Origin of the sequence: Pseudomonas sp. SH10-3B, from assembly GCF_019891415.1 — a bacterium.
GTDB lineage: Bacteria > Pseudomonadota > Gammaproteobacteria > Pseudomonadales > Pseudomonadaceae > Aquipseudomonas.
The window spans coordinates 69,878-83,357 of record NZ_JAFLXD010000007.1 but is presented as its reverse complement, the minus strand read 5'-3'; the positions used below and the strand labels follow the sequence as shown (position 1 = coordinate 83,357).

Here is a 13,480-nt window from a genome sequence, read left to right as displayed (position 1 = left end):
TGTTTTTCACTTGAGGGTTGACGGCCAGGCGAATGACGAATACTGTACATAAACACAGTGTTTAAGCGCTGATCAACCAGGATGGCAACATCAGCCACGCCAAACACTGTGTGCAAGTTAACGGATTAACTTAATGCACAGGCTCGTTATACCGAGCCGTTTTTATTGATAGAGAGGGAACTCATGTCCTATCCAGAAAGCAAACTCACCGGCTTGACCGGTTTCGCCCTCGCGGCAAAAGTCACTGGCGGCTGGTCCGGCCCTGTGGTCAGTATCACCACCCTGGATCAACTCAAGGCCAATATTGGCGACACCACCCCACGGGTCTTGGTGATCAACAGTAATATCTCGGCGTCGAGCCTGACCAAAGTCAACTTGGGTGCCAACAAGACCCTGATCGGTTCGTTCCAGAACCGCACGTTGGAGAATATTCACCTGCGTGCAACCGCGCAGTCGCAGAACATTATTCTGCAGAATATTATCTTCAAACATTCAGCGAGCATTAAGGCCAATGACGATATTCAGGTGTACCTGAACTACGGCAGCAAGTATTGGATTGACCATTGCTCGTTTGTCGGGCACAGCTGGTCCACCACTGACGGCAGTGAAGATAAACTGCTGTATATCGGTGAAAAAGCCGATTATGCCACCATCAGCAACTGCTTCTTTGGCAGCCACAAGTACGGGCTGATCTTCGGTCACCCGGCGGATGATAATAAGGCAGAGTTCAACGGTTATCCGCGCCTGACGTTGTGCCATAACCGCTTCGACAACATGGAAGTACGTGCGCCCGGCTTGATGCGTTACGGTTATTTCCATGTGTACAACAACTACATCAATAACTTCCACCTCGGTTTTACCCTCGCGCAGAACGCCAATATCCTCTCTGAAAGCAACTATTTTGGCGAAGGCAGCCAAAACAAAGGCATGTTGGATGATAAAGGCACCGGGACGTTCACTGATACAAACAGTGTGCCGCCGATCACCAACCAAAAGTCGCCCAAAGCACAATGGACGGCCAGTTCCAACTACGCCTATACCTTGAAGACGGCGGCGCAAGCCAAGGACTTCACACAGAAGAATGCCGGTGCCCAGGCTGCGGCGCTGGTATTCGGTAGTTGAGTAGCTAGCTTTCTACTGAGCTGTCATTTATTGCAAGTGCCACTGTATTTATATCAAGGATATAAATACAGTGATGGCCTTTGTAATATAAATAATTCTTCATGTTGCGATAAGCAAGTGCCCATGTTAAACCTTGGTGCGCACTTGCAGAGCCAACTATCTCTTGCTCTTTCAGTCAGTATTAAGTTGCTGGCTGCCAGGTGCTATTTAATCTTCGCTTGTCACTTAAGCGTTAGCAAAAGGACATCATCATGAAACATGCGAATCACACACCCACTCGCTGGACACGGGCCGATGCGCTGAAAGTTAATGAGAATGACCCGACGACGACACAGCCGTTAGTGAGTCCTGACTTTCCTGTCATGAGTGACACGGTCTTTATTTGGGACACCATGCCATTGCGTGAACTGGATGGCACGGTGGTATCGGTGAATGGCTGGTCAGTGATCTTCACCCTGACCGCCGACCGTCGCCCCCATGATCCACAATTCATCAATGCCGATGGCCGTTACGACATCAAGCGCGATTGGGAAGACCGCCATGGTCATGCGCGGATCTGCTACTGGTATTCGCGTACCGGCAAGGACTGGATCTTCGGCGGCCGTGTCATGGCCGAAGGGGTTTCGCCGACCACCCGTGAATGGGCGGGCACGCCGATCCTGTTGAATAACAACGGTGACATCGACCTGTACTACACCTGCGTCACGCCGGGTGCCACGATTGCCAAAGTCAGGGGCCAGGTTGTCACGTCAGACACCGGTGTCACCCTCCAGGGCTTTGATCAGGTCAAGTCGTTGTTCGACGCCGACGGCACCTATTATCAAACCGAAGCCCAGAATGCGACCTGGAACTTTCGCGATCCCAGCCCCTTTATCGATCCCGTCGATGGCAAGTTGTACATGGTGTTCGAAGGCAATGTGGCCGGCGAGCGCGGGACTCACGAAGTGGGCCCGAATGAAATAGGCCTGGTGCCGCCAGGTCATGAAGATGTCGGCGGTGCGCGTTATCAGGTGGGCTGTATCGGCATCGCGGTGGCCAAAGACCTCAACGGTGACGAGTGGGAGATTTTGCCGCCGCTGGTGACTGCCGTCGGGGTGAATGACCAGACCGAACGGCCGCACTATGTGTTCCAGGACAACAAGTACTACCTGTTCACCATCAGCCACAAGTTCACCTATGCCGATGGCGTGACGGGGCCGGATGGCGTCTATGGGTTTGTCAGCGATCACCTGTTCGGCCCCTATACGCTGATGAATGCGTCGGGGCTGGTACTGGGCAACCCGCCTTCGCAGCCGTTCCAGACGTACTCTCACTGCGTGATGCCCAACGGCCTGGTGACGTCGTTTATCGACAGCGTGCCCACCACCGGCGATGACTACCGCATCGGCGGCACCGAGGCGCCGACGGTCAGGATCGTGTTGAAGGGCGCTCGTTCGTTTGTGCAGGAGGCTTATGACTACGGCTACATTCCGGCGATGCGGGATGTGGTGTTGAGCCAGTAAACCCAGTGCAAAACCCAGCCTGATTCATCAGGTGTAAACCGATCCAAATGTGGGAGGAGGCACGCCCCCTCCCACTTTTTTTTGACCGCATTTCAGCCTGTCTTCAACGCTCAAGTCCCCGCCCACCTGGCCGATACAGGCACTAGCACCACGAGTGATCCCGAACGCGTAGGTGCACGCCTGGTCGTCGCTCAGGTCAACGAATAAAAATCAAATGGGGTGGCCATGACCATATTGCAGCGTGTGATCGGCGGGTTTGCGGTGTTGGTGCTGTTACTGCTAGTCATGGCGGGGATCAGTTATCAGAACACGCAGTCCATCAGCAGTCGCTTGAACATTATCACCGGCGAGTCGGCACCCTTGAGCCGGGCCGCCAGTGAGCTCTACGTGCACATCCTGCGCGCCAACCAAGCGTTGCTGGCCATTCAGATCAGCACCGACCCCAAGCAGATCGAGGACGGCAAGCGACCGTTCACCGAGAGCATCGCCCAGTTCAATCAATTGCTCGACAGCACCGTTGCCTATACGGGCGAGCATGAGGCGCTGCGGGCGAACCTGGCGCAGCAGCGCCAACAGGTAGCGGCCTACGCGGAACAGGCGCAGGCGTTGATGGCGTCCCACTCGCAACATGTGCAGCAGTTGGCGCTGACGCGCAAACTGCAAGGCTACAGCAGTGCGCAGGCGATGCAGCTGACCAGCTATTTGCGCGATTACATCGCGCATGCGCGCAGTGTCGGCGAGCCGCAACAGGTGGCCGCAGCGGAAAAGCTGCTGTTGGAAGTCAACAAATCCTACGATGGCTTCGCGGCTCATACCGTCACGCCCGCCATCGATAAATTACAGCGTGTGCTCAATCTGCAGGACGAAGTGATCAGCACCCGGGCCCAGGCCCTGGCGGCGATTGACCCCCGGGTCGGGCGGATTGCCGGCGTCATGGTCAATCGCCTGCTGACTGACCTGACCGCCCCTGACGGCCTGTTCCAGGCTTATCAGGTGGAGGCAAAACTGGCCGCGCAGGTGCAGCAGCAACGCAGTGCGGTTGACGCGGCGCTGAATGCCACCTTGGACAAGATTGGCGAGTTCGGCAGCCAGTCCCTGGAGGTCGCCAACCAGGCCAGTCAGTCGGCCAATGCCACCATCGGCACCAGCCGCAGCTTGCTGTTGATCGCGTGTGTGCTGGCGGTGCTGGCGGCGGTATTGATTGGTACGTGGGTCGCCTTCAGCCTGCGACGTCCGCTGGCGGCGTTTCGCGAAGTCCTCAAGACGCTCACGGCGGGGGACATGCGGGTCAGTTTCGATGTCAGCCGTAAAGATGAGTTCGGTGAGTTGGGCGGCTACCTGAACGAACTGACCAAGGCCCTGCAGAAAACCTTCCGTGAATTGATCAGCTCTGCCGATGCGCTGGCCGTGACGGCGGGCAGCAACGCCTTGAACAGCGAGCAGACTACCCGTGTGGTGGATGAGCAGAAGGACCGGTTGCAATCGGCAGCCTCGGCCATGACGCAGATGGAAAGCACGGTCGAAGAGGTGGCTCGGCGTGCGCAGGACACCCGCCAGGCCGTGGACGACACCAGCGAACTCACGCACAAGGTGCAGGCGCGCGTGGCCGAGACCATCGTCAACATCCGCCAGCAGGCCGACCAGGTGAACAAGGCCACGCAGGTGACCGATGAGTTGCAGAAGTACGGGCAGAATATCGAGGGCATTGTTGTCGCCATTCGCACCATTGCCGAACAGACCAACCTGCTTGCCCTGAATGCGGCGATCGAAGCGGCTCGTGCCGGCGAGCAGGGGCGCGGTTTTGCGGTGGTGGCCGATGAAGTGCGCTCCCTGGCCAGCCGTACCCAGACCTCGACCAGCGAAATCCAGGACATGATCGGGCTCATGCAGGAAAAGATTCACTCGGTGGTGCACGTGATGAACGAAAGCCAGGCGCAGTCCACCCAGTGCGTGTCCCTGGCCTCGGGCGCGGGTGACTTGCTGCTGTCGATGAGCGACTCGGTCGACAGTATCCGCGACATGAATATCCAGATCGCCGCCGCCACCGAGGAGCAGAGCGCCACGGTGCAGGAAACCAGTCGGATGGTTATCCAGATCAACGATTCGGCCCAGCAGACGGCACATGGCGCCGAGCAGTCCGCCATCAGCAGCCACGAGCTGTCGGACATGGCCAAGGTGCAGCGCGAGCTGCTCCATCATTTCAGCGTTTGAGCCGCGGGAGTCAGAACATGAAAGCATGGTTAATCCTCGCCTTGGGGGCGACGCTGTTCATTCTGGGCCCAGCCCAGGCCGCCACGCCCTTGCTGGGTGTGGGCATGGCAAAGTACGACGATAACTTCCAGACCCTGCTGCGCAATGGGGTGCAGCAACAGGCCACCGTCATGAACGCCGACATCTTTATGGAGAACGGGCAGGACAGCGTCGATTTGCAGATGCGCCAATTCCGCAACCTGGTCAATTCCAAGGTGGATGCGATCATCGTCGCAATGGTCGACGGCAAAAGTGCGGCGCAGATGATGCAACTGGCCTCGGACGCCAAAATCCCGCTGGTCTTCGTCAACCGCAATCCGAACCCGCCAAAGTGGCCGGCGCAGACCGCGTTTGTCGGCTCCAACGAGCTGGAGTCGGGTACTTTGCAGATGGAAGAGCTGGCGCGCCGCGCCGGTTACAAGGGCAACGTGGTGATTCTGGTGGGCGACCCCGCCAACGCGTCCTCCTTGATGCGCACCGAGGACGTGGAGAAAGTCGTCGCCAAATACCCCGATATGAAAGTCGTACAGAAAAAAGTCGGTAATTGGGAGCGTAGCCAGGCCGCCACGATTGTCATTGACTGGGTCAAACAGGGCGTCGATTTTTCGATCATCGCGGCCAATAACGATGAAATGGCGATCGGCGCGATCATGGGGCTGGAAAAGGCCGGCAAGCAGGCCAAGGACTACTGGGTTGGCGGCATCGACGGCACCCCGGACGGCTTGAAATTGATGGCTGAGGGCAAGATGGCGGTCAGCGTGTTCCAGGATGCCGCCGGCCAGGCCGGCGGCGCAGTGGACACCGCGCTACGTCTGGTACGCGGCGAGGTGCTGGAGTCGACGGTGGTCTGGGTGCCGTTCAAGTTGATCACGCCTGAGAATCGCCAGGCGTTTGAATAGGACTGACCACCTCGCTCCAACCTTGGAATGCAGTCAAATGTGGGAGGGGGCAAGCCCCCTCCCACAGGGTTATGGGGTGTTAGTGAGAACGGGCGTCAGCGCCGCCCCGTGCGCGTACTCACATCCACCCACACCGCCAATACCAGGATGCTGCCCTTCACAATCATCTGCCAGTAACTGTCCACATCCAGCATCGACATGCCGTTATCCAGGCTGGTAATCACCAGCGCCCCCAGCAATGCGCCATACACCGTGCCCGAGCCGCCGCGCATCGACGTACCACCAATAAAGCACGCAGCGATGGCATCCAACTCGCCCATGTTGCCCGCTGACGGTGAGCCGGCAGCCAAGCGCGCGGTGTTGACCAGGCCGGCGAGGGCGCACATCACGCCCATGATGCCGAAGATCCACAGTTTCACCGCCTGCACGTTGATGCCAGACAGGCGCGTGGCTTCCATATTGCTGCCCACCGCGTACACGCGGCGGCCGAACACGGTCTGGCTGGTGACGTAGCTGAACACGCCGAGCAGCACCAGCAACAGCAGCACCGGTACGGGGATGCCGTCGTAGCTGTTGAGGGTGGTGACAAACCCGGCGAGCACCGCACCAATCACCCCCACGCGCAGCACATCGCGCATCAGGGCGTGCGGCGCCAAGCCATGCAGCGCGCGGTTGCGCCGTTGTTTCCAGGTCAAAAACAGGGTCAGGACAAACAGCAAGACCCCAAGGCCAATCCCCACCGAATGCGGCAAATACCCCTGGCCTACATACACCAGCGACGGCGACACCGGCGCGATGGTGGTGCCGCCGGTGATCCCCAGCAGAATTCCGCGAAACGCGAGCATGCCGCCGAGGCCAACGATAAACGACGGAATGCGCAGGTAAGCCGTCATGTAGCCGTTGGCCAAACCGATCATCAAGCCGCACAACGCCACCAGGCTGAGGTTGGCCAGCAGCGGGATGTGATAGACCACATCCAGGATCGCTGCGAGCCCGCCCAATAATCCCAGCAACGAACCCACCGACAAATCGATCTCGCCGCTGATGATCACCAGCACCATGCCGCACGCCAGGATGCCGGTGATCGACATCTGCCGCAGCAGGTTGGACAGGTTGCGCGGGGTGAGGAAGCCGCCCTCGGTCTGCCAGCTGAAAAACAGCCAGATAAACGCCACGGCGATCACCAGGGCGAGCATTTTGTAGCGAGTGAACAGCTGTTTGACCTGATTCATCTACGCGGTTTTCCGATTGTTATTATTTTGGCTGAGCGCGGCGGCGAGCACCTGTTCCTGGGTGAGCCCCTCGTTGATGAAGTCGCCACGCAACTGGCCGTCGCCGATCACCAGCACGCGGTTGGACACGCCGAGCACTTCGGCCAGCTCCGACGAAACCATGATGATCGACACGCCTTCTGCCGCCAGCGCGCCCATCAGTTTGTAGATCTCATACTTGGCGCCCACATCCACCCCGCGTGTGGGCTCGTCGAGGATCAGCACCTTGGGCTTGGCCATCAGCATTTTCGCCAGCACGGCTTTTTGCTGATTGCCACCGGACAGGCTGGTGATCGGCAGGAACGGGCTGGCGGTCTTGAGGTGCATGCGTGCGATCTGCTGGTCGATGCTGCCCAGTTCGGCCTCGGCATCGATGCGGGTCAGGTGGGCATAGGTGTCGAGCACCGCCAACGTGATGTTCTGGCCCACGCCCAAGTCGGGAATGATGCCCTGGCGCTTGCGGTCCTCGGGCACCATGCACAGCCCGGCGCGGATCGATTTGAGCGGCGTGCGCGTGTCGATCACCTGGCCGTCGAGCCAGACCTCGGCGCTGTAGCGGCCGGGGTAGGCGCCGAACAACGCTGACACCAGCTCCGTGCGCCCGGCGCCCACCAGCCCGGCAATGCCGAGGATTTCGCCGCGCTTGAGCACGAAGGAAATATCGTCGACGCGCTTGCGCTTGGGGTTGTCGACGTCATAGCAGGTGACGTTGCGCGCTTCGAAAATCACCTCGCCGATGGCATGGGGCTCGGAGGGGTAGAGGTTGCTCATTTCCCGCCCGACCATCTGCGTGATGATCTGCGGGATGTCCATGTCGGCCATGGCCGTGGTCGCGATGTGCTTGCCATCGCGGATCACCGCGATGGTGTCGCACACGGCCGCGACTTCATCGAGCTTGTGGGAGATGTACACGCAGGCCACGCCCTTGGCCTTGAGGCCGCGGATGATGTCGAGCAGCACCTCGATTTCCGAGCGGGTCAGGGCCGAGGAGGGTTCGTCGAGGATCAGCAGGCGCGCCTGCTTGTTCAGGGCCTTGGCGATTTCCACCAGTTGCTGGTAGCCGCCGCCGTACTGTGACACCGGCAGCGCGACGTTCATGTCCGGCACCTTGAGCTCGCGCATCAACGCTTCGGCGCGATGGAGCATCGCCGGGTAGTTCATACGCCCGCCGGGCAGGGTCAGCTCGTGGCCCATGAAGATGTTCTCGGCCACCGACAGATCGGGCACCAGGGTCAGTTCCTGGTGGATGATGACGATGCCGGCGGCCTCGGTTTCGCTGATGGACTGGGCCCTGAGCGGCTGCCCATCCCAGAGGATTTCGCCCTCCCAAGTGCCATGGGGGTAGACCGCCGACAGCACCTTCATCAGGGTGGATTTACCGGCACCGTTCTCGCCGCACAGGCCGACGCATTCCCCCGGCCGCACCTTGATGTCGATGCCGTTCAGCGCGTGGACACCGCCAAAGGTTTTGACGATGCCGTTCATTTGCAGCAGGTAGTCGGACATACCATGGCTCACACACAGGACTGACGACATGACTGTAGGAGCGAGCTTGCTCGCGAAAAACACCAAGTCACCGCGTTTATTCAGGCTTTCCGCGTTTTCGTTCGCGATCTTCGCTGGCAAGCCAGCTCCTACAGGCCGATCTGCTCTTTGGTATAGAACCCGTCCTTCTCCAACAGGTCGATATTGGCCTTGGTCAGCGGGGTCGGGGTGAGCAGGATGGTGTCGACTTTCTTGCTGCCATTGTCGTACTGCGAGCTGTAGGTGGGCTTCTCGTTACGTGCCAGTTGCACCGAGAGCTTGGCGGCTTCAGTGGCGATCAGCTTGAGCGGCTTGTACACGGTCATGGTCTGGGTACTGTCGATCACGCGCTTGACGGCGGCGAGGTCGGCGTCCTGGCCGGAGATCGGCACCTTGCCCGCCAGCTTCTGCGCGGCCAGGGCCTGGATCGCGCCGCCGGCGGTGGCGTCGTTGGAGGCGACGATGGCGTCGATTTTGTTGCTGTTGCGGGTCAGGGCGTTTTCGACGATGCTCAGGGCTTCGGTGGGGTTCCATTCCTTGACCCACTGCTGGCCGACAATCTTGATGTCGCCCTTGTCGATGGCCGGTTGCAGCACCTTCATCTGGCCTTCGCGCAGCACCTTGGCGTTGTTGTCGGTGGAGGCGCCGCCGAGCAGGAAGTAATTGCCCTTGGGCGCCGCTTGCAGCACGCCGCTGGCCTGCATTTCCCCGACTTTTTCATTATCGAAGGAGATATACGCATCAATGTCCGCGTTGAGAATCAGGCGGTCATAGGACACCACTTTGATCCCGGCTTTCTTGGCTTCGGCGACGGCATTGGTCAGCACGGTGGCATTGAACGGCACGATAACGATCACATCGACACCCCGGGAGATCAGGTTTTCGATCTGCGAAATCTGCTTCTGCTCGTTGGCATCGGCGGACTGCACAAAGACCTTGGCATCGAGTTTTTCCGCAGCGGCGACGAAGTAATCACGGTCACGGGACCAGCGTTCCAGGCGCAGGTCGTCGATGGAAAAACCGATTTTCGGGTGGGCGGAATCGGCCATCACCGGCAGTGCGAGCAGGGCCAGGGCGGTGGCGAGCAGGGTACGTTTGAATGACTTCATGGTGGTGCGTCCTTTTATTGTTGTTGGAAAGACACTGGGTGAAGACTCTAGGCGAACACTGTAGTTGTGGCTAACCGGCGTGTTGTGGCAAGCCGGGCCTGTTGTGGCGAGCGGGCTTGCCTCGCGTTGGGCTGCGAAGCAGCCCCAAAACCAGGCACCTCGGTGTGTCAGTTAAAAACACATCGCCTGTAATGGGGCCGCTTCGCGCCCCAACGCGGGGCAAGCCCGCTCGCCACACTGTCACCGATAAATAAACCGGTTGACCACCCCCTCCAGCATCTCCTGCCGACCACTCACGGCCTGCGGGTTCAGTTCGTGGGCAAACGCATGTTCGGCCAGCGACTCCAGGCTGAACTCACCGGCCAGCACGGCTTGACCCAGCGGTTGCTGCCAGCCGGCATAGCGCTGGTCCTTGAACTGCTGCAACTGGTCGTTCTGCACCATGGCCGCCGCACGTTCCAGCGCCAGGGCGAGTACATCCATGGCGGCAACATGCCCGTGGAACAGGTCGATCTCGTCCAGGCTCTGGCGGCGGACCTTGGAGTCGAAGTTGTAGCCGCCATTCTTGAAGCCGCCGGCCTTGAGGATTTCATAGGTGGCGAGGGTCATCTCCTCGACGCTGTTGGGGAATTGGTCGGTGTCCCAGCCGTTCTGCGGGTCGCCCCGGTTGGCGTCGATGCTGCCGAAGATGCCCAGGGACACGGCCGTGGCGATCTCATGATGGAAGCTGTGCCCGGCCAGGGTGGCGTGGTTGGCCTCGATATTCACCTTGATCTCATGCTCCAGGCCGTACTCATGCAAAAAGCCGAACACCGTGGCGCTGTCGTAATCGTACTGGTGCTTGGTCGGCTCCTGGGGCTTGGGCTCGATCAGCAGGTCGCCCTTGAAGCCGATCTTGTGCTTGTGCTCCACCACCATGCGCATAAAGCGCCCGAGCTGTTCGCGCTCGCGCTTGAGGTCGGTGTTGAGCAGGGTTTCATAACCTTCACGGCCGCCCCACAGCACATAGTTGGCGCCCTTGAGTCGCAGCGTGGCGTTCATCGCGCTGAACACCTGGGCAGCGGCGTAGGCAAACACTTCCGGGTCCGGGTTACTGGCGGCACCGGCGGCAAAACGTGGGTTGCTGAAGCAGTTGGCGGTGCCCCACAGCAACTTGATGCCGGTCTGTTCCTGATGGCGCTCCAGGTGGTCGACCATCTGCGCAAAGTGGTTGCGGTACTCCTTGAGCGAACTGCCTTCGGGCGCCACATCGGTGTCGTGAAAGCTGTAGTAGTCGATGCCCAGCTTGGAGAAAAACTCGAATGCCGCCTCAGCCTTGCCGATGGCCACCTCCATGGGGTCACCGCTGCGCTGCCATGGGCGCTTGAAGGTGCCCATGCCAAACATATCGGCGCCGGGCCACACGAAGGTGTGCCAATAACACGCGGCCATGCGCAGGTGCTCGCGCATCGGTTTGCCGAGGATCAGCTTGTTGGCGTCGTAATGGCGAAAGGCGAGGGGGGCATCGCTGCTGGGGCCTTCGAAGCGAACCTTCTCGACACCGGGGAAGTACGGCATGGCGTTTTCCTTATTGTTCTTGGCGGTGTCTGGATACTAGCAACGGCTCCTGGCTTGCTGATTATGAAAATCACCAAGGGGTGGTGCGATTTTGAGTGGCGAGGGCTAGTCTGTTGCCACTGGCCCCAGGACAAAAACAATGAAAACCCTACCGCCCGTCCACCGCATTGCCTTGTTGTTCAACGGCAGCAAAATCTATGATCGCGGCATCATCACCGGCATCGGCAATTACCTGAGCAGCACGCGCGCGTCCTGGGACCTGTTCCTGGAAGAGGATTTTCTCTGTCGCCTCAAAGGCATCGAGCGCTGGCAGGGCGACGGCATCATTGCCGACTTCGACGACCCGCTGATCGGCGAAGCGTTGGCCGACAGCCACTTGCCGGTGGTGGCGGTGGGTGGCTCGTATGAAGACACGCGCGCCTATCCCAAAGGTATTCCCTATGTGGCGACCGATAACCACGCGCTGATGAAGTTGGCCTACGAGCACTTGATCGAAGCGGGCCTGACGCGGTTTGCCTGTTTCAGCCTGCCCGAAGCCCAGGCCAATCGCTGGGCCCAGGAGCGTGAAAAAGCCTTTCGCCGCCTGCTGCAACGCGATGGTTTGCACGTCGAGGTGTATCGCGGCCTGGGCACCAGCGCGCCGTTGTGGGACAGCGCGGTGGAACAGCAGATTGCCTGGCTGCACAGCCTGCCCAAGCCCATCGGCATCATCGCCGTCACCGACGCCCGCGCCCGACAACTGCTGCAAGCCTGCCTGACTGCCGGCATCGCCGTGCCGGAGCAAGTGGCGTTGATCGGCATCGACAATGACCCCCTGACCCGCACCCTCACGCGGGTGCCGCTGAGTTCGGTGATCCAGGGCACGGAAACCATGGGGCGCACGGCCGCCGCCTTGCTGCACCAGATGCTGCACGGCAAACCGTGCGTGGGCACACAGGTTCTGGTGCCGCCGGAGGCGATCAATGTGCAGGCCTCCAGCTTGCATCAACCCTTGGGTAATCCGTACGTGATGCAGGCGCTGCTGTTTATCCGCCAGTACGCCTGCCAGGGCATCAAGACCGCGCAGGTGGCGGCCTATGTCGGCGTGTCGCGCTCATCCCTGGAAGCGCACTTTCGCAAGGTGCGCGGCTGCAGCGTGCATGACGAGATCCTGCGCTTCAAACTCGCCGCCGCCGCCAAGGGCCTGGAAAGCCACGAACTGGCGATTGCCGATATTGCCGCCAAGTGCGGCTTCAAGTCGGCGCAGTACCTGCATACGGTGTTTCGGCGAGAGTTTGGCTGCACGCCCCGCGAGTATCAGCAGGGCGCGGGGGGGACGATGCCTGCGTCGCACTCATCCACAACGTTCAACCACACAGTCATTTAGCTCGCTAGGCTGCTGTCCGTGTGCAAGTGCAACCTGTTCGCTTGCTCTGCGTAGCGGAACTTGGCACGCTCAAACGGTGAGTGAGTACGCCAGGATGATCAATAAGGAAGCATTACATTGAGTTGGGGAAACGTTGGAACATTTCTGTTGGCCCTAGTGACGGGGCTGGGATCAATTACCGGGATATACGTGGCTTTCAAGGATGACACTAAGCTCGAGGCTGATCTGTCCTACCGGTATGAAAGTGCACCTCGTCAATTTTCTGAGCGTTTAGGCAGTACTGCTGAAAAGCTCAAATACGCCAATTTGTATGACAGCATCAAGCGCATTGGCGACGGTGCGCTCAGCCATGAACAGATCGATAAAATGGTTAACCTGAGCCAGGCGCCTTATCTCGCGCTACTCGATGCGCCGTTCGAAAAAGGGCCGGACAATTACCCCATAAGCCTGTTGATTACGCTGAGGAACAGCGGCAGCAAGGTCATCAAGGATGTACACATCAAGCTGCCTGCAAAGGGACTGGTCCAGATCAGGGATGATTCGCGCTCTGATACGGTGATGCCTGATCCGGTCAGCAGTGTTGTCATTCCTTCGATTGTGCAAAACGGTGTGTACACGCTCTGGATTCATTTTCAGGGTGATTTAAAAACGCTAAAAGAGCAGGACGTGTACATCGGTTACAGTGACGGCGTTGCGCAAGTTCGGGTGTATGAGGATTTCATAGGGTTTGAAGCGAGCATGGCCCGATATGGCATTTTGGTGTTGGGTGCTCTGGTGATGCTTGCGTACTGTTTCCTGGTAGCTGTTTATCTTTTGATAACGACCGATAGAAACAATGATGCGAATACGATCCAGAGGTGACCGCCTGCACTTGAACGCG

10 protein-coding genes are annotated in these 13,480 nt (G+C 59.3%); 6 read left to right on the top strand and 4 right to left on the bottom strand.

Annotated elements, in window-relative coordinates; all coding sequences use genetic code 11:
- Positions 1 to 183 precede the first annotated feature (183 nt).
- The 4 genes from J1G35_RS07935 (at position 184) to J1G35_RS07920 (ending at position 5,773) form a co-directional block, all read left to right on the top strand.
- Positions 184 to 1,122: a pectate lyase gene (locus J1G35_RS07935; protein WP_053139574.1), complete on the top strand. Its 939-nt coding sequence runs from the start codon at positions 184 to 186 to the stop codon at positions 1,120 to 1,122.
- Positions 1,123 to 1,373: 251 nt separating this feature from the next.
- Complete coding sequence (locus tag J1G35_RS07930; RefSeq protein ID WP_032885445.1) at positions 1,374 to 2,624, top strand: glycoside hydrolase family 68 protein; 1,251 nt, start codon at positions 1,374 to 1,376, stop codon at positions 2,622 to 2,624.
- 225 nt (positions 2,625 to 2,849) lie between these two features.
- Positions 2,850 to 4,835, top strand: coding sequence for a methyl-accepting chemotaxis protein (locus tag J1G35_RS07925; RefSeq protein ID WP_223014410.1), 1,986 nt, complete (start codon positions 2,850 to 2,852; stop codon positions 4,833 to 4,835).
- A gap of 17 nt (positions 4,836 to 4,852) precedes the next feature.
- Positions 4,853 to 5,773: a substrate-binding domain-containing protein gene (locus J1G35_RS07920; RefSeq protein ID WP_223014408.1), complete on the top strand. Its 921-nt coding sequence runs from the start codon at positions 4,853 to 4,855 to the stop codon at positions 5,771 to 5,773.
- A gap of 95 nt (positions 5,774 to 5,868) precedes the next feature.
- On the opposite strand, the gene J1G35_RS07915 is transcribed toward J1G35_RS07920, so the two are convergent.
- From J1G35_RS07915 to xylA, 4 genes are all read right to left on the bottom strand, one after another.
- Positions 5,869 to 7,005, bottom strand: coding sequence for a sugar ABC transporter permease (locus J1G35_RS07915; RefSeq protein WP_223014406.1), 1,137 nt, complete (start codon positions 7,003 to 7,005; stop codon positions 5,869 to 5,871).
- Positions 7,006 to 8,550, bottom strand: coding sequence for a D-xylose ABC transporter ATP-binding protein (gene xylG / locus J1G35_RS07910; RefSeq protein WP_223014537.1), 1,545 nt, complete (start codon positions 8,548 to 8,550; stop codon positions 7,006 to 7,008).
- A gap of 128 nt (positions 8,551 to 8,678) precedes the next feature.
- Positions 8,679 to 9,677 carry a D-xylose ABC transporter substrate-binding protein gene (xylF, locus tag J1G35_RS07905; RefSeq protein WP_223014404.1) on the bottom strand — a complete coding sequence of 333 codons (999 nt, stop codon included), beginning with the start codon at positions 9,675 to 9,677 and terminating at the stop codon, positions 8,679 to 8,681.
- 240 nt (positions 9,678 to 9,917) lie between these two features.
- Positions 9,918 to 11,234 (bottom strand): xylose isomerase, encoded by a 1,317-nt coding sequence (gene xylA, locus J1G35_RS07900; protein WP_223014402.1) that lies wholly within the window; start codon positions 11,232 to 11,234, stop codon positions 9,918 to 9,920.
- 139 nt (positions 11,235 to 11,373) lie between these two features.
- Between xylA and J1G35_RS07895 the strand changes: the two genes are divergently transcribed.
- Both J1G35_RS07895 and J1G35_RS07890 read left to right on the top strand, forming a co-directional pair.
- Positions 11,374 to 12,600, top strand: coding sequence for a XylR family transcriptional regulator (locus J1G35_RS07895; RefSeq protein WP_223014400.1), 1,227 nt, complete (start codon positions 11,374 to 11,376; stop codon positions 12,598 to 12,600).
- Between the two features lie 117 nt (positions 12,601 to 12,717).
- Entirely contained in the window at positions 12,718 to 13,461 is a 744-nt protein-coding gene (locus J1G35_RS07890; RefSeq protein WP_053139560.1) for a hypothetical protein, read from the top strand.
- Positions 13,462 to 13,480: the final 19 nt, after the last annotated feature.